Source organism: Halomonas ventosae (assembly GCF_004363555.1).
Lineage (GTDB): Bacteria > Pseudomonadota > Gammaproteobacteria > Pseudomonadales > Halomonadaceae > Halomonas > Halomonas ventosae.
Genome location: NZ_SNZJ01000001.1, coordinates 117,727 through 141,586, shown reverse-complemented (window position 1 = coordinate 141,586; position 23,860 = coordinate 117,727). Strand labels below are relative to the sequence as shown.

Sequence of the window (23,860 nt, the reverse complement as noted above, 5' to 3'; positions counted from 1 at the left end):
AGGGAATAGCGTCACCGAACAGGTTGTCGTGGGAGCTTTGCTTGCAAAGCGATTGATGGCGCCCTCCGACAACCCCATCGCGCGGCAAATCGGCCGCCGAACCGAGCGCTTCCACCACCCAGGTGTCTCAGCGATGTTCCAGGCAGGTCGCCAGCCTCGCCTCCAACTCCTCGGCCGCCGGCAGGCTGCCCGCCTCGCCGATCAGCTCAAGGCGTGAATCCCGACGCCAGGCGGTCTCGGAGAGGCTGACCGCGCCACCGGCGCGGTTGTAGAGCTTCCAGCCCTCGGTGGTGTGCAGCACGCCCTTTACCCGCAGCACCGGGGATAGCTCGCCCAGCAGCATCGCGACCCGGTCCAGATCGAAGACCTCGGCGGCATGCCATCGCCACCCCAGGGTGGCATGCCCCAGCGAAGCGCCCTCCTCCCGCAGCGGCCTGCCGGGTTCCGGCTCGCGAAACGCGACGTCATCGAGCACCAGGGGGGCCGCCGCCGGACGGGCTGCCTGGTGAGAGGGCGAGGCGGCTGCGGTCAAATTCGCATGCCGGCGGCTATCCAGCAGCAGGGAGGGCGGCAACTCCCCATGGGGCGCCTCGGCGAGCCAGCGCTTGGCCGGCCAGCACTCGCCCAGCCAGGCGCGGGCCGCCTCGCGTTGAGCGGGTGTGGCCAGGTCGGTCATGGTCAGCGCCACCCCGTCGGCCATGGCCAGCTGGTCGCGGAAGGTCTCGTGCTCCCGGGCCCGCGGGTCATCGAGGCGCCAGGGATCCAGCAGCGCGATGATGTCCCGGACGTCCAGCACTCCCTCGAAGCCCTCGCCGCGCAGCACGTCCAGCAGACCCGCCGGATGACCGAGCCCCGAGGGCTCGATGATCAGCCGGTCCGGCCGGTAGCGATGCAGCAAGTTGACCAGCGAGGCCTGCAGCACGAAGGCCAACTGGCAGCAGAGGCAGCCACCCGGCAACCCCTTGACCACCAGGTCGTCGCGTTCGGCGAACATCGCCTGGTCGATGCCGACCCGACCGAACTCGTTGATCACCACGGCCCAGCGCTCCCCCTCGGGCTTCTGCTCGATCAGCCGGCGAATCAGGGTGCTCTTGCCGCTACCCAGGAAACCGGTGACCAGATGGACAGGCACATTGGCCAGGGGAGCGGGCATGGCGAATCTCCGGGAGCGGCAAAAGTGTTATAGAGTAACATAAAGGGCCAGCAGGCCAAGCGGCCAAGCGGCCAAGCTGCCAAGCTGCCAAGCTGCCAAGCTGCCAAGCTGCCAAGCTGCCAAGCTGCCAAGCTGCCAAGCTGCCAAGCGGCGGTCACGATGTGATGCTCTCGAGAAAACGCAAACCCCGAAGGCCGAGACCTTCGGGGTTTACTTGTAGCTCGGCGCTCGGCGCTCGGTGCTTGTAGCTGGGTCCTACCGCCGAATCTCGGCTTCCTCGCGCAGGTCGTCGAGCAGCCCCTGGATGGCTGCCTGGGCGCGAAGCCGTTCCGCCATGCGGGCCACGAAGGATTCGATCTGCTCGTTGGGCTCGCCGGGCTGCACCTCGTCCAGGGCGATCAGCACCACGCGCTCGCCGTCCACGGCATGACCGTAGACCGGCGTGTCACCCTCGGGATGCGGCAGGCGGAAGGCGGCCTCGATCAGTGCATTGGGGAGGTCGCTCCCGCCCTGGCGGCTGACGGCCTCGGCCTGCTGCCACGCGATCTCCAGGGATTCGCCGGCGCGCAGGCGCTCGACGCGTTCCGCGGCCAGCTCGACCAGCGCCTCACGGGTCTTCTCGCGGCGCACCGCGGCCTCGACCTCGTCACGCACCTCGGCCAGCGGCAGGGTGGTCGCCTCGCGATGCTCGGCCACCCGCAGCACCAGGCGGCGATCCTCGTCGAGCTCGATCACCTCGCTGTTATAGCGCTCCTCCAGGACATCGCCACTGAAGGCCTGTTCCATCACGCCCGGCTCGGAGAGCACACCTTCGGCGCCGTCGCGACCAACCCAGTCGCTCTGCTGCAGTTCCAGGCCGAGGTCCTCGGCCACGCTCGCCAGGTCCTCGGCGGCGAAGCTGTCGTCGATCAGGCGCTGGGCCTTCTCGTTGAAGGCATCGGTGACCTGGTCCCGGGCTAGCTGACGACGCAGCTCGTCGCGGCTCTCCTCGAAGGCGGGACGGTCCAGCTCGGTGACCTTGACCAGGTGCAGGCCGTTGTCGGTCTCGACGATCTCGGACACCTCACCCTCGCCCAGGGAGAAGGCCGCCTCCTCGAAGGCCTCGCCGAAGAAGCCGCGGGAGATGACCCCAAGGTCGCCGCCGTTGTCGCTGGTGGAGGTGTCGTCGGACACCTCGGCGGCCAGCTGGTCGAAGGCCTCGCCCCCGGCGAGGCGCTCCTGCACCTGCTCGAGGATGGCCTCGGCCTCCTTGCGGCTGCGCGCGTCGCCGAACGTCACCATGATGTGGGAGACCCGGCGGTCCGCCTCGGCCGCGCCCTCCTCCCAGGCCTCACGCAGTGCCTCCTCGCTGACCTCGGCCTGCTCGGCCATCTGCTGGCGGTCGAGCACCACATAGTTCAGCCGGACCTGTTCGGGACGCCGGTAGTCCGCCTCGTGGGTGGCGTAGTAGTCCTCCAGCGCCTGCTGATTGACCTCGGGCGGTGACTCCAGGTCCGCCGGCACCAGGGCATGGTGGCGAAAGGTGCGGGTCTGGCGCTGCAGCGCGGCGAGGCGCTCGCGCTCCTCCTCCAGGGTGAAGTCGCTCACCGCCAGGCCCTGCTGGAGCTGCTGGCGTTTCACGTCGACGCTGAGCTGCTGGCGGAACGAGAGCGGCGTGAAGCCGGCACTGGCGAGACGGTTGCGGAACAGGTCCCGGTCGAAGCGACCGTTGGCGTCCTGGAACTCCGGCAGGTTGACGATCAGCTGGTCGAGCTGCTCCTCGGAGACATGCAGGCCACCCTCCTCGGCATACTGGGTCAGCAGGCGGTCGGTGATCAGCATGTCGAGCATCTCGGCCCGCAGCGCGCGCTCCTGCTCAGGCGGCACCTGCCCGCTGCGGATCGCGCGCTGGACTTCCATCTCCAGCTGCTGGCGGGTGATCGGCTCGCCGTTGACCTCGGCGACCTCGTCGCCACTGTTGCCCAGCAGTCCGACCAGCGATTCCACGCCGAAAAGCGCCATGGTCACGACCACGGCGCCGATGATGATCTTCGCGCCCCAGCTCCTGGAGCGGTCACGAATACTTTGCAGCATGCAGGCCTCTGCGGATCAAGTGAGTCGGGTCGCGCCACATTATACGCATCACCGGGCATCACGCGACGCCGGCAGCGGTGAGGGTGGGCGAAAAAGGAGGACCGACAAAAGAACAGGCGCACCGCCGGGGCGATGCGCCTGTTATGGAACCAACCGTCAGTGGTGCGGCAGGCGCCGTCGACTCAGTTGACGGAGTCCTTGAGCGCCTTGCCGGCCTTGAAGCTGGGCACCTTGGCAGCGCTGATCTCGATCGGCTGACCGGTCTGCGGGTTACGGCCGGTGCGGGCGGCGCGCTCCTTCACCTGGAAGGTACCGAAGCCCACCAGGGAAACGCTGTCACCCTTCTTGAGGCTGTCGGTCACGGTCTCGACCATGGCATCCAGCGCACGAGAAGCCGCTGCCTTGGGAATGTCGGCAGACGCGGCAATGGCTTCGATCAGCTCGGATTTGTTCACACTTCACCCCTTGACGTTTTCGTAAATTGGCTCTAATCGGCGAGACTTTCGGCTGACTGACGCGATCACAGCATGGCGGTAGTTTATAGCAATGCGGTGAAAGTCCTGTCAAGCAACCTTCCTTGCCAACCCCCGCCATACCGGGATTCTGTGACCGGCATGGCGAGGAAATTATCGTTAGTGCGTACTGACCATCGACGCCGAGGAGGTGGAATCTTCCGCTCGCGGCTCCTCCTTTTTCGGCGCCGGCTTGTCGGCCAGGGCCACCTCCAGGACATCATCGATCCAGCGAACCGGTCGAATATCGAGGGCTTCCTTGATATTGTCCGGAACCTCCTTGAGGTCGCGGCGGTTCTCCTCGGGTATTAGCACTATCTTTATACCACCGCGCCTGGCGGCCAGCAATTTCTCCTTCAGCCCGCCGATCGGCAGCACCTCCCCGCGCAGGTTGACCTCGCCGGTCATGGCCACGTCGCAGCGTACCGGACGCCCCGTGTAAGCCGAGACCATGGCCGTGACCATGGCGATGCCCGCACTGGGACCATCCTTGGGCGTGGCACCCTCGGGCACGTGGATGTGCAGGTCCTCCTTCTCGAAGCGCTCCGGGTCGATCCCCAGTGCCAGGGCCCGGGCACGCACCACCGTCTGGGCCGCGCTCACCGACTCCTTCATCACCTCGCCGAGGGAGCCGGTCTTGTCCAGGCGTCCCTTGCCGGGGGTGATCACCGACTCGATATTGAGCAACTCGCCGCCTACCGAGGTCCACGCCAGGCCGGTCACCCGGCCGACCTGGTCCTCCTGGTCGGCCAGGCCGTAGCTGTAGCGGCGCACCCCGGCGTAGGGCTCGATGTCGGCCGCCGAGAGCAGCACCGGCGCCTGGGCGCCCTCCTGGCTCTCCTTCTCGAGGCGCTCGCGCAGCACCTTGCGGCACACCTTGGCGATCTGGCGCTCCAGCTCGCGCACCCCGGCCTCGCGGCTGTAGTAGCGGATCAGCTCGAGCAGGGCATCGTCGGAGAACTCGAGCTCCTCCGCCTTGAAGCCGTTGGCCTTGAGCTGCTTGGGCACCAGGTAGCGACGGGCGATGGCCAGCTTCTCGTCCTCGGTGTAGCCCGGCAGGCGGATCACCTCCATGCGGTCGAGCAGCGGCCCGGGGATGTTCATCGAGTTGGCGGTGCAGATGAACAGCGTCTCGGAGAGATCGTAGTCCAGCTCCAGGTAGTGGTCGCTAAAGGTGTCGTTCTGCTCCGGGTCCAGCACCTCGAGCAGCGCCGAGGAGGGATCGCCGCGGTGGTCCATGCCGATCTTGTCGACCTCGTCGAGCAGGAACAGCGGGTTCTTGACCCCGGCCTTGGCCATGCGCTGGATCATCTTGCCCGGCAGCGAGCCGATATAGGTGCGGCGATGGCCGCGGATCTCGGACTCGTCGCGCACCCCGCCGAGCGCCAGGCGCACGTACTTGCGGTTGGTGGCCCGGGCGATGGACTGCCCCAGCGAGGTCTTGCCCACCCCGGGCGGCCCCACCAGGCAGAGCACCGGTCCCTTGAGCTTCTTGACCCGCTTGTGCACCGCGAGGTACTCGAGGATGCGCGCCTTGACCTCCTCGAGGCCGTAGTGGTCCTCGTCGAGCACCTTCTGGGCGTGCACCAGGTCATGCTTGATGCGCGTGCGCTTCTTCCAGGGCACCGCCACCAGCCAGTCCAGGTAGGAGCGCACCACCGTGGCCTCGGCAGAGTTCGGTGACATCATCTTCAGCTTGCCCAGTTCCTGGAGGGCCTTGTCGCGGGCCTCCTTGGGCATGCCGGATTCCTCGATGGCCTTCTCGTACTTCTCGGCCTCGTTGGGCACGTTCTCGAGCTCGCCCATCTCCTTCTGGATGGCCTTCATCTGCTCGTTCAGGTAGTACTCTCGCTGGGACTTCTCCATCTGGTCCTTGACCCGCGAGCGGATGCGCTTCTCCACCTGCAGCAGGTCGATCTCGGACTCGATCAGCGCCATCAGGTGCTCGATACGATCGCGCACCCGGTCCATCTCCAGCAGCTGCTGCTTGTCATCGATCTTCAGAGACAGGTGGGCACAGATGGTATCCACCAGGCGACTGGGGTCCTCGATGCCGGAGAGCGAGTTGAGCACCTCGTTGGGCACCTTCTTCGACATCTTCACGTACTGCTCGAACTGGTTGAGCAGCACCCGCACCAGCGCCTCCTGCTCGCGCTCGCTGAGCGGCTCGCTCTCGCGCAGGCTCACCTCGGCACGGCTGTAGCCACCGTCGACGGCGACGATCTCGCGGATATCGGCCCGGGACTCGCCCTCGATCAGCACCTTGACGGTGCCATCGGGCAGCTTGAGCAGCTGCATGATCTCGGCCACGGTGCCGATGGCGAACATGTCCTCGTTATCGGGATCGTCCTTGCTGGCCTCGCGCTGGGCCACCAGCAGGACGCGCTTGTCGGCCGCCATGGCGGCCTCGAGCGCCTGGATCGACTTCTCGCGGCCGACGAACAGCGGGATGACCATCTGCGGGTAGACGACCACGTCCCGCAGTGGCAAAAGGGGCAGACTCAGGGTCTGTTCGGCGTTCTGCTGCATCGCAGACGTTCCTCACACGAAATCGGATGGATACCCAAGGAGTGGGGGCGAACCGGCGGCATTGCAAGGCAGCACGCGCCGGCGCGCAAAAGAAGGGGAGCGGGTCCATCGCCCGAGGCGCCGACCGGGCACCTCGCGGATGAAGCCGCTCCCTCATCGGGGCGAATGGCGCCCGCTGGTTCAGCCGTCGGTGCCGTCGACCCGCTGCGCTTCCTGCTGGGAGTAGATCAGCAGCGGCTCGCTCTCGCCGGCGATGACCGAGGCATCGATCACCACCTTGGACACCCCCTCCAGCGAGGGAATCTCGTACATGGTATCGAGCAGCACGGACTCGAGGATCGAGCGCAGGCCGCGGGCGCCGGTCTTGCGCGCCATGGCCTTGCCGGCCACCGCCCGCAGGGCATCCTCGCGGAACTCCAGCTCCACGCCTTCCATCTCGAACAGCCGGGCGTACTGCTTGATCAGCGAGTTCTTCGGCTCGGTGAGGATCTGGATCAAGGCATCCTCGGTGAGCTCGGTGAGGGTGGCGATCACCGGCAGGCGACCCACGAACTCGGGGATCAGGCCGAACTTGACCAGGTCCTCGGGCTCCACGTCGAGCAGCAGGTCGCCGACGCCCTTGGTCTCGTCCTTGCTCTTGACCACGGCATTGAAGCCGATGCCGCCCTTCTCGGCGCGATCCCGGATCACCTTGTCCAGCCCGGCGAAGGCGCCGCCGACGATGAACAGGATGTTGCCGGTATCGACCTGCAGGAATTCCTGCTGGGGGTGCTTGCGCCCGCCCTGGGGCGGCACCGAGGCGGTGGTGCCCTCGATCAGCTTGAGCAGCGCCTGCTGCACGCCCTCGCCCGAGACGTCACGGGTGATGGAGGGGTTGTCCGACTTGCGCGAGATCTTGTCGATCTCGTCGATGTAGACGATGCCACGCTGGGCCTTCTCCACATCGTAGTCGCACTTCTGCAGCAGCTTCTGGATGATGTTCTCCACGTCCTCGCCGACATAGCCCGCCTCGGTGAGGGTGGTGGCATCGGCGATGGTGAAGGGCACATTGAGCAGCCGCGCCAGGGTCTCGGCGAGCAGCGTCTTGCCGCTACCGGTGGGGCCGATCAGCAGGATGTTCGACTTGCCAAGCTCGACGGCGTCGTCCTTGGCGCCGAAGCGCAGACGCTTGTAGTGGTTGTAGACCGCCACCGACAGCACCATCTTGGCGCGGTCCTGGCCGATCACGTAGTCATCGAGGGTGTGACGAATCTCGCGGGGAGCGGGCAGGCGCTCCTCGTCGGTCTCGGCATCGGCATCGAGCACCTCCTCGCGAATGATGTCGTTGCAGAGGTCGACACACTCATCGCAGATATAGACGGACGGGCCGGCAATCAGCTTGCGTACCTCATTCTGGTTCTTGCCGCAGAACGAGCAGTAGAGCAGCTTGCCGCCTTCGTCCTTGCCTTTGCCGTCGGCCATTCGCGTACCTCTTTCATAGTGACGCCCCCATAGTATGGCTCATGGGGCGTCGGGTTCACCACGGCGGCCTCGGCCGCCGGGAAACGTCTCAGTGCATGAAGGTCACTCGGGTGAAATTCACGCTATCAGGATGTCGGCCGCTGTTCCAGCACCGCATCGATCAGGCCGTACTCGGCGGCCTGCGGGCCGTTCATAAAGTTGTCGCGGTCGGTATCCCGGGCGATGGTCTCGATGTCCTGGCCGGTGTGATGGGCCAGGATCTGGTTGAGCTTGTCGCGGATGCCGAGGATCTCGCGGGTGTGGATCTCGATGTCCGAGGCCTGCCCCTGGTAGCCGCCCAGCGGCTGGTGGATCATCATCCGCGAGTTGGGCAGGCAGTAGCGCTTGCCCGCGGCGCCGCCGGCCAGCAGCAGCGCGCCCATGCTCGCCGCCTGGCCGATGCAGACCGTGGAGACGTCGGGCTTGATGAACTGCATGGTGTCGTAGACCGACATGCCGGCGGTCACCGAGCCTCCCGGGGAGTTGATGTACAGGTGGATGTCCTTGTCCGGGTTCTCGGACTCGAGGAACAGCAGCTGTGCCACCAGCAGGTTGGCCATGTAGTCTTCCACCGGGCCCACCAGGAAGATCACGCGCTCCTTGAGCAGGCGGGAATAGATGTCGTAAGCCCGCTCGCCGCGCGCGCTCTGCTCGACCACCATGGGCACCAGGCCACCGGCGGATTGGATATCGAACGGGTTGCTCATCTGGGTGATGTCCTTGGATCCGATGAATGGAAGCGTCAGGTAACGCCCTGCCCGGCCGCGGGGCCAGGCAGGGTGCGCCATAGCGCGATCAGGCCTGCTTCTCTTCGCCCTGGGGCTCTTCACCCTGAGACTCGGCCTCGGCCTCTTCGCCTTCCGCGTCGGCCTCGCCCTGCTGCTGGGCCGCGGCGAGGGCCTCCTGGTAGCTCATCTCCACGTCCTTGACGCTGGCCTGCTCAAGCAGGACATCGACGGCCTTCTCTTCGAGGATAGCCGACTGGACCTGGGTCTTGAGCTGATCGTTGCTCATGTAGTATTCGACCACCTGCTGGGGGTCCTGATACTGCTGGGCCAGCTCCTCGACCTTGGCCTTGATCTCGTCGTCGCTGGCGGCGAGTTCGTTGGCCTTGATCACCTCGGCCAGCAGCAGGCCGACCTGGACGCGGCTCTTGGCTTGCTCGGCGAACAGCTCGTCGGGCAGCTGGCTGACGTCGAAGTCCTCGCCGAGGCCGAACTGCTGGGCCGCCTGGCGCTTGAGGCCTTCGGTCTCCTGCTGCACCAGCGCCTGGGGCACCGGGATGTCGTTGACCTTCTTCAGGGCCTCGAGCACCTGCTGCTTGACGCGGTTGTCGACGGCCTGGGTCGCCTCGCGGGTCATGTTCTTCTTGACCTCGGCGCGGAACTTGTCCAGGTCGCCGTCCTCGACGCCGAACTTCTCGACGAACTCGGCATCCACCTCGGGGAGGGCCTGGCCCTTCACGGCGTGGACCTTGACCTTGAAGGTCGCTTCCTGGCCGGCCAGCTGCTCGGCCTGGTAGTCCTCGGGGAAGGTGACCTTGAGCTCCTTCTCCTCGCCCGCCTTGGCGCCGATCAGCTGCTCCTCGAAGCCGGGGATGAAGCTGCCGGAACCGATCACCAGCTCGTGGCCCTCGGCGCTGCCGCCCTCGAAGGGCTCGTCACCCAGGAAGCCCTGGAAGTCGATCTTGACCTGGTCGCCCTCCTCGGCGGCACGCTCGACCTCTTCCCAGCCCGCATTCTGCTTGCGCAGGGTATCGATCATCTCGTCGACGTCGGCCTCGGTCACCTCGACCACCGGACGCTCGACCTCGGTACCCTCGATGGACGACAGCTCGACCTCGGGATAGATCTCGAGGGTCGCGGTGAACTCCAGGTCCTTGCCCGCCTCATTGACGGTGGCCTCGATCTGCGGGTAGCCGGCCGGGTTGAGCTCGTGCTCGGAGATGGCACGCACGTAGCGCTCGCGCATCACTTCGCCCACCACCTCGTCGCGCACGCCGCGCCCGTAGCGCTGGCGAATCACCGACATCGGGACCTTGCCCTTGCGGAAGCCGTCCATGCGAACGTTCTTGGCGGCATCCTTGAGACGGGCGGCAACGGCCTCGTCGACCTCGGCGGCCGGCACCTGGACCTTGATGCGGCGTTCAATCTGGGAGGTCGTATCGACGGAAACTTGCATGAAATGTCCTCTACCGACTGGGGCGTTCTGTGAAAGCGTGAAAGGGTCAAAGGAGAGATTCTAAGAATCCCGCCCGGTACTGGCAAGCGCCGTGCCTGAACAGATGGGGGCCTGACGGCACATTACAAGGGGCATGACCGGGATTTTTCCGTGCTGGCGACTGCCGCGACAGGTCACGGAACGACGGGCGCCATGGCACCGAAAAGGGATCAGGAGATGAACCGGGCGAAGCGGGAACTGCTGAGGGAGGCAATGGGGTGGATGATGGGGATCGAACCCACGACCACCGGAGCCACAATCCGGGGCTCTACCACTGAGCTACATCCACCACTGCCTGGGGGTCATGTCGAGGTGGGGTGGATGATGGGGATCGAACCCACGACCACCGGAGCCACAATCCGGGGCTCTACCACTGAGCTACATCCACCACTACGACACGGGTCTTGCTGAAGGCTCAACGCGCCGGCTGAACCGCTACCGGCCACTCCATGAAACATGGCGCGCCCAGCAGGACTCGAACCTGCAACCTACGGCTTAGAAGGCCGTTGCTCTATCCGGTTGAGCTATGGGCGCATTCTACGTCTCAGAGCGCCTGACCGCAACCTAAAATGAGAAATAAAACTTCCCAATCAACAGGTTGTGGTCGGGGTGGAGGGATTCGAACCCCCGACATCCTGCTCCCAAAGCAGGCGCGCTACCAGACTGCGCTACACCCCGCCGGCTCTTGCACGGCCCTGACGCCGCCGCAGGGGCCTCGTCAAGCGCTGCGTATTCTACGGAACTTTCCCCTCGGGTCAAGCGAGAAGCGCGCCACTGCCGCCCGCCAGCTTTGCCTAGGGCCCCGGGCATGCGAAAATCCCCCGCCCCGACCACCCACCAGCAGAGGGAAGCTCGATGACCGCCCAACTGATCGATGGCAAGTCCATTGCCGCCCGAGTCCGCCAGCAGGTCGCTCGCCAGGTGCAGGCACGCCGCGAGGCCGGAGGGCGCATTCCCGGACTGGCCGTGGTCCTGGTGGGCGAGGACGCCGCCTCCGCCGTCTACGTGCGCAACAAGCACCGTGCCTGCGAGGAGGCCGGCATCCGCTCCTTCAAGTACCAGCTGCCGGCAGACACCAGCCAGGAGGAACTCGAGACCCTGGTCGACCAGCTCAACGCAGACCCCCGCATCGACGGCATCCTCGTGCAGTTGCCGCTTCCCGAGCATCTGGACGCCCGCCCGATCCTCGAGCGCATCCTGCCCCACAAGGATGTCGACGGCTTCCACCCCTACAACCTCGGCCGCCTGGCCCAGCGCCTGCCGCTGCTGCGCCCCTGCACCCCCAAAGGCGTGATGACCCTGCTGGAGGCGAGCGGCCTCGAGGTCCGCGGCCTGGACGCCACCGTGGTCGGCGCCTCCAACATCGTCGGCCGCCCCATGTCGCTGGAACTGATGCTCGCCGGCTGCACCACCACCGTCTGCCACCGCTTCACGCGTAACCTCGAGGAGCACGTCCGGCGCGCCGACCTGCTGGTGGTCGCGGTGGGCAAGCCCGGCCTCGTCAAGGGCGAGTGGATCAAGCCCGGCGCCATCGTCATCGACGTGGGCATCAACCGCCAGGAGGACGGCCGCCTGATCGGCGACATCGACTTCGCCCCGGCCGCCGAGCGTGCCAGCTGGATCACCCCGGTCCCCGGCGGCGTCGGCCCCATGACCGTGGCCACCCTGCTCGAGAACACCCTGCAGGCCGCCGATATGCATGACGCCGAGAAGAAGTAGCAAGGAGCAAGGCGCAAGGGGGTCATTGTAGGAGCCGTGCTTGCACGGCGATGGGTGCCGAGCCAAGTCATTCGCGGTGCAAGCACCGCTCCCACAGGCTCTTCCAGCCACCAACCATGGATGGTGGGAGCGGCCGGTTGGAAGCCTCGACGTGCTCCACGAAAACCAACTCCCACCAGGCGCGTCGTGCACCTTTCGTCGAATTCCGCTAGAATTAGCTGCCCATTTTTTCCGACTCGCGAGGTCTCCCGATGACCGACAAGAAGATGAACGTCGAAAGCTTCAACCTCGACCACACCAAGGTGAAGGCCCCCTACATCCGCCTTGCCGACATCAAGACCGGCGAGCACGGCGATACCATCCACAAGTACGACATGCGGATCTGCCAGCCCAACCAGGACCACATGGAGATGCCCGGTCTGCACTCCCTGGAACACCTGATGGCCGAGATGTCCCGTAACCACTCCGACAAGGTCGTCGACATCAGCCCCATGGGCTGCCAGACCGGTTTCTACATCGCGATGATCAACTACGACGACTACGACGGCGTGCTCGACCTGGTCGAAGGCACCCTCAAGGACGTGCTGGAAGCCGACGAAGTGCCCGCCTGCAACGAGATGCAGTGCGGCTGGGCAGCGAGCCACAGCCTGGAGGGCGCCAAGCAGATCGCCCGTGGCTTCCTGGCCAAGCGCGACGAATGGAGCCAGGTGTTCGCATGAAGCGCATCGGCATCATCGGCGCCATGGCCCAGGAGGTCGCAGCACTCGCCGCGCAGCTGGAGGATCGCCGCACCCGCCAGCACGTGGGCTGCACCTTCCACCTGGGCAAGCTGCATGGCGTCGAGGTGGTGATCCTGCAGTCCGGCATCGGCAAGGTGAATGCCGCCATCGGCACCACCCTGCTGCTGGACGTCTACCATCCCGAGGCGATCATCAATACCGGCTCCGCCGGCGGCTTCGGTGAGGGGCTCGAGATCGGGGATATCGTCGTCTCCAGCGAGGTGCGCCACCACGACGTCGACGCCGTGGTGTTCGGCTACGAGCACGGCCAGGTGCCCAACATGCCCGCTGCCTACTTCCCGGACGCACGGCTGGTCACCATGGCCAGGGAGTGCGTCGAGGCGCTGGGCGAGGTCAACGTCGTCGAGGGCCTCATCGCCACCGGCGATGTGTTCATGGCCTGCCCGGAGCTCGTCGCCACCACGCGCTCGCGCTTCCCCACCATGCTGGCCGCCGAGATGGAGGCCGCGGCGATCGCCCAGACCTGCCACCACTACGGCTGCCCCTTCGTGGTCATCCGCGCGCTCTCGGACATCGCCGGCGGCGGCGACAACCATCTCTCCTTCGGCGAGTTCCTGGAGAAGGCGGCCGACCACTCCTCGCGCATGGTCACGGCCATGGTCGACCGCCTGGCATGCATGGAATCTGCGCCCTATCCTGAGGTCGAACAAGCGACTTGATCGTAGTCAGGAGCCCCCATGCTACTCGATGAGCTACATGAGAAGCGTCACGCCATCTTGAATGCCGCTAGAGCTCATGGGGCCCATGGCATCCGGGTATTCGGTTCCGTTGCTCGGGGGCAGGAGGGACAGGGCAGTGATATCGACTTTCTGGTGGATTTCGACAAGGGCTATGACCTCTTCACTCAGCGCATGGCGCTTGCAGAGAGGCTGGCTGAGATTACCGGTCACGATGTCGACTTGATTCCCCTCCACGAACTCAACCGTCACATCCGGGACGCTGTTCTCGCGGAAGCCCGAGAGTTATGAGCAAGGAGTGGCAGCTATACGCCCAGCATATTCTTGACGTCATCGAGAAGATTTCACGCATAAGACAGCGTGGCGACATCACCGAAGACGACATCCTCTATGATGCTGCCCTACGGAACCTCCAGACCCTGTCTGAGGCAACCCAGCGCCTCCCCGACTCGAAGAAATCCCGCTATCCAGATATCCCTTGGCAACAGATCAGTGGCTTCCGCAATATTCTGGTACATGAATACCTTGGCAATATTGACCCCTTCACAGTAACCGGTGTTATCGACCAGCATCTGGAACCGCTGGGGCAAGCCATCCGGGAGATGCTAGCCGGAGACAGCGGGGGCTGATAGATGAATGACTACAATCTCGCGGCACAGGCTCACTGGTCGCGATACTTGCTTCTCGCCCTGACTCTGCTGCTGGCCGGCTGCGCCACCCACCTCGACCGCAACGGCGAGGTCAAATCCCTGAACGACGTGGAACCAGCCGACTACGGCGTCGAACGCCTGGCGCCGCTCACCTATACCCCACCCGACTGGCCCGAGGCGCTCGAGGCGCGCGTCCTGCTCCCGGATACCCCCGACGACCGGCTGCGCCCGGCGGCCCTGCTGGTGCATGGAGGCGGCTGGCAGCGGCGAAGTCCCGACGACATGGCCGAGATCGCCGAGCGGCTCGCCGAACGCGGCTACGTGACGGTCAACGTCGCCTACCGCTTCGCCCCGACCTACCGCTTCCCCGCCCAGCTCCACGACCTGCAGCAGGCCATGGCCTGGATCCACGACCGGGCCGATGCGTGGCGTATCGACACCGACCGTATCGTCGGCGTCGGCTACTCCAGCGGCGCCCACCTGGTCAGCCTGCTCGGCGTGATGGGCAGCAGCGGTCCCCTGGCCGCACCCCATGGCGGCGACCACGCCCGGCTGGCCGCCGTGCTGGCGGGCGGCCTGCCGAGCGACCTCTTCAAGTTCGATGATGGACGCCTGGTGGTGGAGTTCATCGGCGGCACCCGGGCCGAGAAGCCCGAGGCCTACCGGCTGGCCTCGCCGATCTACCACGTCGATGCCGACACGCCGCCCCACTTCCTCTTCCACGGCCGCTGGGACAGCCTGGTCCCGGTGGACCATGCCACCGACTTCCACGCCGAACTCCTCTCTCAAGGGGTGGAGAGCGAGCTCTACCTGCAGCACTACCGTGGGCACTTCACCAGCTTCCTGATCCGCGACAGCGCCATCGAGGCCGGCATTGCCTTTCTCGACCGGCAGGTGCGGGAGGAAGAGCCCAGCACGGCCCTCATTCAAACAGCCCCTACTCGATACGCCACTCCGGCGCCAGCTGTTTCCAATGCTCTCTCAATACACGCTGATGCGCCTCTGCCATAGGCAGTGACGACAACTGAGACGGCCACTGACTCCTGGCGCGCTCGACCGTCTCGGCCAGGACTTGCCGTATGGCCGGCCAGGAGACGCCAACCCTCTCCGACCACCGCCGGAAATCCTCCTCATTGAGCCGGTACCAGTCCTTCTTCCCATTCAGGTTCAGTGCCGCTTCGCGCTCCTCTTCGATATAGGCCCGGGTCGTCACGATGTCATAGGCCGGTGCCAGCGAGGGCGTGTGCCGATCGGGGTACAGCAGGCTCCAGTTCTTGAGGTGCGCGTCTCCGTTCGCCAGCAAGATGTTTACCAGCAGCCGACGAGCGAACGCCTGGACCGACGCCAGCCCATCCCCGGTAAACTCCCTCAACAGGCGCCCGATCTGCTCATAGCTCGGGCCGTCGTACTTCTCATGGGGGTAGCGGAACAGGACCTGGGCCATGTCCTCGGTATGCACACGTGTTTCCTGCACACGGTCAAAGCGGCGAATGGCATAGGCATGAGGCTCGTCAGGCAGGGTGATATCGGGCAGGCCTTCCAGGGCTTGCAGCGGTACCAGTCGCACTTCCGGGATCTCCACCCCCGCACTCTCGGCCAGCCGCATGGATGTGAACTCGGCCTCGGGTAGCCTGGAATGGCGTGCGGAAGGCGGCTTGATGATCCAGGTCCCTGGGCCATCCCCACCCGAGAGACTGAAGCGCCCCGCTCTCTCGCGCATGGAGAACTTCAGCTGCACACCCGCCAGGGAAAAACCTGCGCCTTCTCGGGCCTGCTGCGGGACCGGAGTCACGCTGCGGCGATGGGAAAGCACCCAGTCCGGCATGTCATCCGGCATCACCGGGGTTGCCACTAACGCCCCTGGCAGGTCATGCCCCAGCCTGGCCAGCAGGGGAAACTCATTATCGGGATGCACCTTCAGCCGTGAGGCCAGCCAGTCACGAAGGGACCCTTCCGGGAGCAGGTTGGAGAACCAGGGGTGGAGGCGCTGCTGGCGAATCCAGGCGGTCTCCATTAGCGCCTCGGCCCGAGGAAAGCCCGCCATCAGGGTCAGGGTCAGGGTGGGCCGGCCGGGGTCAAGACGCCACGCCTCGTCGAACACCAGGACATTGCGTCCGCCCCGGTAGCCCGCCAGGTATGCCACTCGACGGCCGTGAAGCGAGAGCTCGAGCATCTCGACGGGCTCATTGACCATGGTCATCCTCCTCATCGTCGAGGAGTCCTTGCCAGGGGTCTACATCCAGCGGGGGACGAGACGACTGCCCTTCATCGAGCAGCGACAATACCGCATGCCACTTCTCGATGGGGATCAACATCAGGCGGGCGTTCAGACCATCAGCGGCCTGGTTGAGAGTCTCCAGCCGCGGATTGCCCCCCGCTTCCAGCCGCTGGTACTGCTGGCGGGTCATCCCGACCCGCGTGGCCAGCTGTTGCTGTGTCAGGGAGAGCGCACGACGCCGAGTCTTGAGTTGCTCATGGAGGGACATGCTTTGCACCGCATTCGTTGCTTTAAGCAAACAATAGCAACGAATACGATGCCTGACGAGGTCAGGTTGTTTCCTGGAACCTCCACCCCAGCGTCTCGCCGGCAGCCAGGGGCACGATGGTCTGGCCCTCGGCATAGGGCAGCGCCTCCGGCAACTGCCAGGGCTCGCGTACCAGGGTGACGGTCTCGGCGTTGCGCGGCAGGCCGTAGAAGTCGGGGCCGAAGTGGCTGGCGAACCCCTCGAGACGCTCCAGGGCCCCGGCCTGCTCGAAGGCGGTGGCATACAGCTCCAGGGCCGCCGGCGCGGTATAGGCCCCCGCACAGCCGCAGGCACTCTCCTTGTCACCACGGGCATGGGGCGCGCTGTCGGTGCCCAGGAAGAACTTCGGGCTACCCGAGGTCGCGGCGGCCAGCAGCGCCTGGCGGTGGCGTTCGCGCTTGAGGATCGGCAGGCAATAGTAGTGGGGGCGGATGCCGCCCACCAGCATGTGGTTGCGGTTGAACAGCAGGTGGTGGACGGTGATGGTGGCCGCGACATTAGCCGGCGCCGCGGCCACGAAGTCGGCGGCATCGGCCGTGGTGATGTGCTCGAAGACCACCTTCAGGTCCGGGTGGCGCTCGAGCAGCGGCTTCATGACCCGTTCGATGAACACCGCCTCGCGATCGAAGATGTCGATATCGGCGTCGGTGACCTCGCCATGGACCAGCAGCGGAATCCCCAGCCGCGCCATGGCGGCCACGGCCGCGTCGCAATGGGCCAGGTCGGTGACGCCGGAGGCCGAGTTGGTGGTCGCCCCGGCGGGATAGAGCTTCACCGCCTGCACCAGGCCGCTGGCATGGGCCCGCTCGATCTCCTCGGCCGGGGTGTTGTCGGTCAGGTAGAGGGTCATCAGCGGCTCGAAACCGGCCCCGGCGGGCAACGCCGCGAGGATGCGCTCGCGATAGGCCAGCGCCTGCTCGGTGGTGGTCACCGGCGGCTTGAGGTTGGGCATGATGATGGCGCGGCCCATCTGGCGGGCACTGGCGGCCACCACGGCTGCCATGGCCTCGCCGTCGCGCAGGTGCAGGTGCCAGTCGTCCGGGCGAGTCAGGGTAATCGAGTTCACGGCAGGTCCTGTTGTGAAAGTCTGTATCGAAAGCGTGGGTGTCGGCATGACCAAGGGTGCCACCAGTATATCGCAACCCCGCCGCCACCCCGAGCCCACGCCAGGCCGTTTGTCTGCTAACATATCCGGCCGATTTCTCCACGCCTCGGTGACCGATGCCGCCCATTGACCCGACACGCTCGCCTCTGCGCGCCGACTTCCTGCTGCTGCTGGTCACCCTGCTGGCCGCCGCCGGCTGGATCTTCTCCAAGGAGGCTCTCTCCGGCATGCCGCCACTGCTGTTCATCGGCACGCGCTTCCTGATCGCCGGGGGCATCCTGGCGCTCTTCGCCCTCCACGCCCTGCGCCGGCTCTCCCTTGCCGACTGGCGGCGAGCCGCCGGCGTGGGCCTGATCTTCAGCGCCGCCATCTCGCTGTGGGTGCTCGGCCTGCATCACTCCCGCCACCTCGGCGAGAGCGCCTTCATCAACAGCCTGGGCATCCTGCTGGTGCCGGTGGTGGCACGCCTGCTGTTTGGCGATCGGCCGCCGCGCACCACCTGGATCGCCCTGCCGGTGGCGCTGATCGGCTTCATGCTGCTGTCGCTGAACGCCGGTTTCCGGATCGAGCCCGGCCAGTGGCTGATCGCCGGCTCGGCGCTGGTCTTCTCGGTGCTGATCAATGCCAACTCGCGGGTGGTGCGACGGGTGCCTGCCCTGCCGCTGACGGCGATCCAGTTGGGGGTCGTGGGCCTGGTGCTCACTCTCGCCTCGCTCCCCGTCGAGCCCTGGCCGTCAGGCCTCTCGGCCGCCACCCTCGGCTGGGTCGCCGCCAGCATCCTCTTCGCCAGCACCCTGCGCTTCTTCCTCCAGGTCCACGCCCAGGGCCTGACCACCCCCAGCCATGCCGCGGTCATCCTGATGCTCGAGGCGGTCTGGACCGCGCTGATGGCCGCCTGGTGGTTCGACGAGAGCATGACGCTGCTGCAACTGACGGGTTGCTCGCTGATCTTCGCGGCCCTGCTGATCAACCGCTGGTACTGGGTAAGGCGACTCTTCAAGCGACGCTGAATGCCGTATCATGGCGCCAGCGTTCGCGTCGCCAACGACGCCCGGCCACCCATGAGGACATGATGCCCAAGGTAAGACACTACGCCGATATCGTTGCCATCCTGGCCGGCTTCATGTGGCTGGTGCTCTACTGGTCGGTCAGCATCTCCGCGCACCTGGGCAGCATCGAACCCAGCCTCGCCGCCCTGCTGATGGTCGGCAGCCTGATCCTGATCAGCTTCGTGCACCGCCCCATCCGCGTGCTGCTGGGCCGCTACCATGTCCGCAAGCGGCGCACCGAGATGTGGATGCACATCCTCGCCCTGCCCCTGACCCTGGCCTTCCTGCTGGCCATCGTCATCGACCACCTCATCACCCCGATGAATGGCGAGCAGAAGATGCTGCTGTTCAACGTGCTGGCCACCGCCGGCTGGCTGGTGTTCGTCTTCACCCTGGTGATCAAGCTGTTGATGCACCTGCTCCAGCAGAAGCGCAAGGCCAAGCGATAACCCGCCCAAAAGAATGCGAATCGCCATCGAGATTAAGGGACGAAACCTTTGTGGGAGCTAGGGGCGAAGCCCTTGTGGGAGCGGTGCTTGCACCGCGAAAAGCGGAGAGTAACAAATCGCCGTGCAAGCACGGCTCCCACATTATCCCATGGCCTGCCTTTATCGATGTGCAAGTCGAAGCGTCTACAAAACGCCAGCCTCAGAACCGATCGGCCCGGAACGGCGCCATATCGATCTCCGGGCGCTCGCCGTCCATCATCTGCGCCAGCAGGCGACCGGTCGCCGGGCCCAGGGTAAAGCCCTGATGGCCATGGCCGAGCGCCAGCCAGAGTCCCTCCTGCCCCGGCGCCGGGCCGATCACCGGCTTCATGTCCGGCGTGCACGGCCTCGCGCCTTTCCAGGGCTCGGCATCCAACCGCTCACCCAGCGGAAACAGCTTCTTCGCCACGCGCTCGGCGGCGGCCAACTGCGCCAGGTGCGGCGGCGCCTCGAGGCGCTCCAGCTCAGCGCCGGTGGTGAGGCGAATTCCCGCCTGCATCGGGGCCAGCAGGTAGCCGACCTCGGCGTCCATCACCCAGTGGCCGAGTCGAGCCGAATCGGTGGTGCCGTAATGCATGTGATAGCCACGCTTGACGAACAGCGGAATATCCAGCCCCAGGTTCGAGAGCCACTCCCGCGACCAGGGGCCCATCGCCATCACCACCTGTTCGGCGTCCAGTTCCCCCTCGGAGGTGGCGACCCGCCAACCGTTGCCATGGCGAGCGACGTCGGTCACGTCCGCCTGCCACACACGGCCGCCTTCCGCCTCGAAGCTTTTGGCATAGGCCTGCACCAGGGCACCGGGGTCGGCCACCGTCCAGGGTTGCTCCCAGTGGATCGCCCCGGCCAGGTCATCACTCAGGCGGGGCTCCAGGGTCGCCAGTTCATTCGCCTCTAGCGCCCGATAGCGGACACCGAACCTCTCGGCGTTAGCCTCGGTATCCCGCAGGCGCGCTGCCATGGCTTCCCGGGTGCGATAGACCTCCAGCCACCCCTCGCGACGGACCAGGGCGTCGGCCTCGGCCGCCTCGACCATCGGGGCATGCGCCTCCAGCGAGAGACAGATCAGCGAGGCATATTCGGGGACGATGCGCGCATAGCGCTTGGGGGCGGAGTTCTGCCAATACTGCAGCAGCGGCCCCGCGGCCTGCACCATGCCGCCCGGACGATAGCGGATATCCACCTGGCGGTTGGGCAATACCCGGAGCATGGTGGCGAGGTCTCGCGGGAAGGGATAGGGTTGCACCGCCTCGCGCTGGATGATGCCGGCATTGCCGAAGGAGGTCTCACGGCCGGGCTCGCGCCGGTCGACCAGCGTCACCGCATGACCCCGCCGGGCCAGGTACCAGGCGACCGACACGCCGACCATCCCGGCGCCCATCACCACGATCTCGCGCGCCATTTCTGACTCCTTGTCTGCTGTCGGGGGACTGAGACCGAGCATGCACCTTAGCGGCGCAGAGGGAAAGCCGATGCTCGATGTCAGTTACCCGGATCATCCTCCTGCACCCGCAGCTTGGCACGGATGAAATCCGAATGGCTGACATGCAGCAGCTCGGCCAGGCGCCGGATACGATGCTCCTCGAGGTGGTGCTGCTCGCCGTCGGCCAGCGACAGCGACCACATCATGCGCACCAGCTCGCAGCGCTGGTCGTAATCGAAGTGCTCCTTGACCAGGCTCACGAACTGGTAATGGTCCACCGCCGACTCGGCCTCCTCCCGGGCCAGGCGCATCAGTTCATCGAGTTCTGCCTCTGCCAGTTTGAAACGCCGCTGCAGCAGGTCGCGTAGCAGCGCGACTTCGCTGCCGTCGAGGTGGTAGTCGGCACGTGCCACCTCGAACAGCAGGGCCGCCGTGGCCAGTTCCAGCGAGATCACCGGCTCATTGGGGCGATCGCCTGCCGCCATCATGTCGTTGAAGAAGCGCTGTATCGAATCGATCATCAAGCCATTCCGTCTAACGTGTTCAGGTCAACAGACACGCAAATCCAAGAATCATCTCATCGCGGGCAATGAATGCGCTACCGGACCGGAGCCCTTGCATTTACGCACCTCTCGCCCGGAGGGCACGCAGAACGATTCGATGACTCAATGGATCTCAGTACCGCCCAACATCCCACGCAGAGACCGAGGTAGCCGCTGAGGCCACGGACATCCCGCAGCATGGACTGCGAAAACCCAAAGATCATGAACGAGGTCACAATCATCACCCCGGCGATCGCCAGCAAGCGCACACGAGGGTCTGGATCACGCCGACATCGCCAGAACAGCGTGAGTGGCACCCCATATAGCCCCAGCAACGATACAAGCCCCACCAACCCGCGTCGTGCTGCGGTATCAATCATGTCGCTATGCAACTGAGTGAATACGCTGATACCGGGATACACCAAGCCCTGATCAACAAGAGCATCACGGGCGGCCTCAAGCCCTCCTTCGCCCCAGCCTGTCAGCGGGCGTTCACTGAAAAGTATCACGCCTCCTTTCCACATCTCCAGGCGAAGACCTATGGAGCCACCACAGTCACCCGATAACCAGTACCCCTGAAACTGATTAATGGCAGCCGCCAAGCGAGAAGCAGGTTCACCTAAAAAAAACACGCCAACAAGCATCATGATGACCAAGGTTACCGTAAGCCAGCTTCGACGTCGCCAATAATGAACTTCGTGATCCGGCATACTTTGCCAGGCAATCCAGATGAGGATTGCCAACACAGGCGCTGCCAGCCAGCCACCACGCGTACCCGACAACAGTGACGCCAACATACCACCAGCAGCAGCTGCGAGGGAAAACCATACTTTTCCGCGCGCCCCGCGCTCATTTTTCAGCCACCAGAAGGATGCAACCAACGACAAGCATCCAAGTAACAGAGCAATATTTCCGAAAGGAATCGCATTCATGCCGTTGCCAACTCTTTCAAGCATCAGCACCCGATATTCGAACAGTGCGATACTTCCAGCCAAAAGCGAGCCCGTACAGAGACCAGCCCACCATAGCCTAGGGGAAGGGGGGAACAGGCGAAGCCATATCAGAACCATGGTCGCCAGTACCGGCCAGAGTGGCATGGCAACCCCATCAGCAACCAACCAATCACCTGACTGCCAGACATCCATCAGCCAGATGGCCGTATACAAAAAAAATGCAAGACAGAAACTAAGGTCTCGTAAATCCAAACGAGAAGCCACATGGCGCATGACAGGAAGGCGTAGCAAAATCATGCCAAGCACCATCAAGGGGATAACAGCGTACCCCCAAGGGATAACTATCAACCATGCCAGAAAAGAAAAAAGAAGCCATCCATTGGAAAACACAAAAAATCTTGACATTGTCATTTTTCATCGTTAACTATAAAGATCGCTTTTAACTCAAAAACGGAAACTCGAGGGAACGTCCGGAGTTATCCCCGACCTTTCTTCCTCTCATTAAAAGGTCCACCGGCAGCGTGGGACCTCCGTAACGTTCCCCCTGATTGCGTAAATCTCTCGACGAAGAATTGAGGAGAGTTTTTCACTTAGTGAGCTGGACTGATTCAAGGGGATTTCAGTCAGTCGCATGCTGTTAAAAATTCATGTTGGGGTACGCAATAAATGGAACGATGGCCAGCGTACCCTTGAATAGCGTCTCGCTTGACACATGAGGTCGCCATCCGAAGTTAGACAAGCCGGTGTCACCGGACGTGATCAACCATTTGCATATATTTTTCCAGCTCGGCTTTCAAACCCTCCCTCACCGGAAGTTGCCATAACAGCTTGCACCAGTTGTGATTACCTTCCAGGAGATAGACTCCCGAATCCGTGACAGCCACATCCCAACCCACGATACTTGCCTTGGTTTCGACCATGGCCGCACTCTTCACCAATTCAATCACCTTTTCCCAATGGGGTATTTCGATTCCTTCGAACTTGATCTTCGAGATCGGGTGTGTTTGGTAGTACTCTGCCAGCCCGGATCTTGTGCAGACTGCCGCCCCAGTAACTTTTCCCGTAACTGAGTCAACTTCTGCCGCAAAACCGCCGGCACCAAGATTATCAACATCCCCACCATTTCCAAACCTGATTCTGGAAAATAGCAATTCCACATCTTCACCATCTGTGTAAGTGACAACACGGACTGTATTCAGACAAGATGGATTCACTATCCGCAATTCGTCGTGGTTGACGAGCTTCCTCTCCACGATATATTTCCGACCATTTCTTAACCTCTTCCCCAGCTCGTCGTGAAGCACCTCGGCGTTAAAACCGCCAACTTCCAGAGAAAACCCTCCAGCACCACATTGACCGTCCTCAGGCTTAAAAAACCAGCTACTGACACCTTGGTCCAACAACCGCTTCACTAATGAATTTTGAATATGCGGCCATGAAATCATTCCCGCATGCTCTGCCATCAAATGGTCGAATCTTGCGCGAAATATTTCTTTTGAAGAAAAGGTTGAAATAATTTCCTTTGGAATAAAACTCCTTTGCGCCTTCCACATAGCCGTCGTTCCAGCCCATCTGACCCTTTCATTCTTGCCCATACTTGGGAACCGAAAATAAAAATATTCGGAAGGCGACACCTCGTAATAAAGCGTTGATACCATCAGATCAGCAATCAGCCCAAACCTGGTAAAACCACTATTTTCTTGAGCGTCATTGGCTAGCCTCCATATGCCGTACCAATCGGTCTTGAGCAAACAATAGCCCCACCCTATAAAAGTCTTCATCACCGAACCTCGAACCAGGAGTCGACCAAGATCGCCAGACCGTTCAATCAACCTGTCTTCTGAACAGGGTTAGTTTCCGGAAAAGGACTCGTCACCTGGATAAATGGAAGAATGCGCTACCCCATAGGTTTGGGGTCGATCTCTTGATTGAATTCAGGCTC

The 23,860-nt window shown here is 64.0% G+C and carries 22 protein-coding genes and 4 tRNA genes; 8 read left to right on the top strand and 18 right to left on the bottom strand.

Annotated elements, in window-relative coordinates; all coding sequences use genetic code 11:
* Positions 1-127 precede the first annotated feature (127 nt).
* From DFP85_RS00680 to DFP85_RS00630, 11 genes are all read right to left on the bottom strand, one after another.
* Positions 128-1,153: a CobW family GTP-binding protein gene (locus DFP85_RS00680; protein WP_133633939.1), complete on the bottom strand. Its 1,026-nt coding sequence runs from the start codon at positions 1,151-1,153 to the stop codon at positions 128-130.
* Between the two features lie 255 nt (positions 1,154-1,408).
* Positions 1,409-3,226 (bottom strand): SurA N-terminal domain-containing protein, encoded by a 1,818-nt coding sequence (locus DFP85_RS00675; protein WP_133633938.1) that lies wholly within the window; start codon positions 3,224-3,226, stop codon positions 1,409-1,411.
* Between the two features lie 182 nt (positions 3,227-3,408).
* Positions 3,409-3,681, bottom strand: coding sequence for an HU family DNA-binding protein (locus DFP85_RS00670; protein ID WP_106231210.1), 273 nt, complete (start codon positions 3,679-3,681; stop codon positions 3,409-3,411).
* A 177-nt stretch (positions 3,682-3,858) separates the two neighbouring features.
* Complete coding sequence (gene lon / locus DFP85_RS00665; protein WP_133633936.1) at positions 3,859-6,267, bottom strand: endopeptidase La; 2,409 nt, start codon at positions 6,265-6,267, stop codon at positions 3,859-3,861.
* Between the two features lie 180 nt (positions 6,268-6,447).
* Positions 6,448-7,728, bottom strand: coding sequence for an ATP-dependent Clp protease ATP-binding subunit ClpX (gene clpX / locus DFP85_RS00660; protein WP_133633934.1), 1,281 nt, complete (start codon positions 7,726-7,728; stop codon positions 6,448-6,450).
* A gap of 125 nt (positions 7,729-7,853) precedes the next feature.
* Positions 7,854-8,474, bottom strand: a complete 621-nt coding sequence (gene clpP / locus DFP85_RS00655) for an ATP-dependent Clp endopeptidase proteolytic subunit ClpP (RefSeq protein ID WP_106231207.1) — start codon at positions 8,472-8,474, stop codon at positions 7,854-7,856.
* An 88-nt stretch (positions 8,475-8,562) separates the two neighbouring features.
* Positions 8,563-9,948: a trigger factor gene (tig, locus tag DFP85_RS00650; RefSeq protein WP_133633932.1), complete on the bottom strand. Its 1,386-nt coding sequence runs from the start codon at positions 9,946-9,948 to the stop codon at positions 8,563-8,565.
* A gap of 253 nt (positions 9,949-10,201) precedes the next feature.
* Positions 10,202-10,276: transfer RNA gene (locus DFP85_RS00645), tRNA-His, on the bottom strand.
* 24 nt (positions 10,277-10,300) lie between these two features.
* Positions 10,301-10,375 (bottom strand) — tRNA-His (locus DFP85_RS00640).
* A 69-nt stretch (positions 10,376-10,444) separates the two neighbouring features.
* Positions 10,445-10,521, bottom strand: a tRNA-Arg gene (locus DFP85_RS00635).
* A gap of 67 nt (positions 10,522-10,588) precedes the next feature.
* Positions 10,589-10,665, bottom strand: a tRNA-Pro gene (locus tag DFP85_RS00630).
* Between the two features lie 177 nt (positions 10,666-10,842).
* Between DFP85_RS00630 and folD the strand changes: the two genes are divergently transcribed.
* From folD to DFP85_RS00600, 6 genes are all read left to right on the top strand, one after another.
* Positions 10,843-11,706: a bifunctional methylenetetrahydrofolate dehydrogenase/methenyltetrahydrofolate cyclohydrolase FolD gene (gene folD, locus DFP85_RS00625; protein WP_133633929.1), complete on the top strand. Its 864-nt coding sequence runs from the start codon at positions 10,843-10,845 to the stop codon at positions 11,704-11,706.
* A gap of 251 nt (positions 11,707-11,957) precedes the next feature.
* Positions 11,958-12,425, top strand: a complete 468-nt coding sequence (locus DFP85_RS00620) for an S-ribosylhomocysteine lyase (RefSeq protein ID WP_133633927.1) — start codon at positions 11,958-11,960, stop codon at positions 12,423-12,425.
* Positions 12,422-13,165: a 5'-methylthioadenosine/S-adenosylhomocysteine nucleosidase gene (gene mtnN, locus DFP85_RS00615; protein WP_133633925.1), complete on the top strand. Its 744-nt coding sequence runs from the start codon at positions 12,422-12,424 to the stop codon at positions 13,163-13,165. The genes DFP85_RS00620 and mtnN overlap by 4 nt, the downstream gene beginning before the upstream one ends.
* A gap of 18 nt (positions 13,166-13,183) precedes the next feature.
* Complete coding sequence (locus tag DFP85_RS00610; RefSeq protein ID WP_133633923.1) at positions 13,184-13,474, top strand: nucleotidyltransferase family protein; 291 nt, start codon at positions 13,184-13,186, stop codon at positions 13,472-13,474.
* Positions 13,471-13,812 carry a HepT-like ribonuclease domain-containing protein gene (locus tag DFP85_RS00605; RefSeq protein ID WP_133633921.1) on the top strand — a complete coding sequence of 114 codons (342 nt, stop codon included), beginning with the start codon at positions 13,471-13,473 and terminating at the stop codon, positions 13,810-13,812. The genes DFP85_RS00610 and DFP85_RS00605 overlap by 4 nt, the downstream gene beginning before the upstream one ends.
* A gap of 3 nt (positions 13,813-13,815) precedes the next feature.
* The gene (locus DFP85_RS00600) at positions 13,816-14,844 is read left to right on the top strand and encodes an alpha/beta hydrolase (protein WP_133633918.1); all 1,029 of its coding nucleotides are present in this window, start codon (positions 13,816-13,818) and stop codon (positions 14,842-14,844) included.
* Here the strand turns inward: DFP85_RS00600 and DFP85_RS00595 are convergent.
* The 3 genes from DFP85_RS00595 to pyrC all read right to left on the bottom strand — a co-directional run bounded on the left by DFP85_RS00595 (position 14,771) and on the right by pyrC (position 17,424).
* Entirely contained in the window at positions 14,771-16,027 is a 1,257-nt protein-coding gene (locus DFP85_RS00595; RefSeq protein ID WP_133633916.1) for a type II toxin-antitoxin system HipA family toxin, read from the bottom strand. The genes DFP85_RS00600 and DFP85_RS00595 overlap by 74 nt on opposite strands.
* Positions 16,017-16,319, bottom strand: coding sequence for a helix-turn-helix domain-containing protein (locus tag DFP85_RS00590; protein ID WP_133633914.1), 303 nt, complete (start codon positions 16,317-16,319; stop codon positions 16,017-16,019). The genes DFP85_RS00595 and DFP85_RS00590 overlap by 11 nt, the downstream gene beginning before the upstream one ends.
* Before the next feature lie 61 nt (positions 16,320-16,380).
* Positions 16,381-17,424: a dihydroorotase gene (gene pyrC, locus DFP85_RS00585; RefSeq protein WP_133633912.1), complete on the bottom strand. Its 1,044-nt coding sequence runs from the start codon at positions 17,422-17,424 to the stop codon at positions 16,381-16,383.
* 155 nt (positions 17,425-17,579) lie between these two features.
* Between pyrC and DFP85_RS00580 the strand changes: the two genes are divergently transcribed.
* Both DFP85_RS00580 and DFP85_RS00575 read left to right on the top strand, forming a co-directional pair.
* Positions 17,580-18,473: a DMT family transporter gene (locus tag DFP85_RS00580; RefSeq protein ID WP_133633910.1), complete on the top strand. Its 894-nt coding sequence runs from the start codon at positions 17,580-17,582 to the stop codon at positions 18,471-18,473.
* Between the two features lie 62 nt (positions 18,474-18,535).
* Positions 18,536-18,961 (top strand): hypothetical protein, encoded by a 426-nt coding sequence (locus DFP85_RS00575; RefSeq protein WP_133633908.1) that lies wholly within the window; start codon positions 18,536-18,538, stop codon positions 18,959-18,961.
* A 199-nt stretch (positions 18,962-19,160) separates the two neighbouring features.
* Here DFP85_RS00575 and DFP85_RS00570 read toward each other — a convergent pair whose 3' ends face one another.
* The 4 genes from DFP85_RS00570 to DFP85_RS00555 form a co-directional block, all read right to left on the bottom strand.
* Positions 19,161-20,402, bottom strand: a complete 1,242-nt coding sequence (locus DFP85_RS00570) for an NAD(P)/FAD-dependent oxidoreductase (RefSeq protein WP_133633906.1) — start codon at positions 20,400-20,402, stop codon at positions 19,161-19,163.
* An 80-nt stretch (positions 20,403-20,482) separates the two neighbouring features.
* Entirely contained in the window at positions 20,483-20,944 is a 462-nt protein-coding gene (locus tag DFP85_RS00565; RefSeq protein WP_133633904.1) for a tellurite resistance TerB family protein, read from the bottom strand.
* Between the two features lie 77 nt (positions 20,945-21,021).
* The gene (locus DFP85_RS00560; RefSeq protein ID WP_166644561.1) at positions 21,022-22,323 is read right to left on the bottom strand and encodes an O-antigen ligase family protein; all 1,302 of its coding nucleotides are present in this window, start codon (positions 22,321-22,323) and stop codon (positions 21,022-21,024) included.
* A gap of 341 nt (positions 22,324-22,664) precedes the next feature.
* Positions 22,665-23,699: a sugar-transfer associated ATP-grasp domain-containing protein gene (locus DFP85_RS00555; RefSeq protein ID WP_133633901.1), complete on the bottom strand. Its 1,035-nt coding sequence runs from the start codon at positions 23,697-23,699 to the stop codon at positions 22,665-22,667.
* Positions 23,700-23,860: the final 161 nt, after the last annotated feature.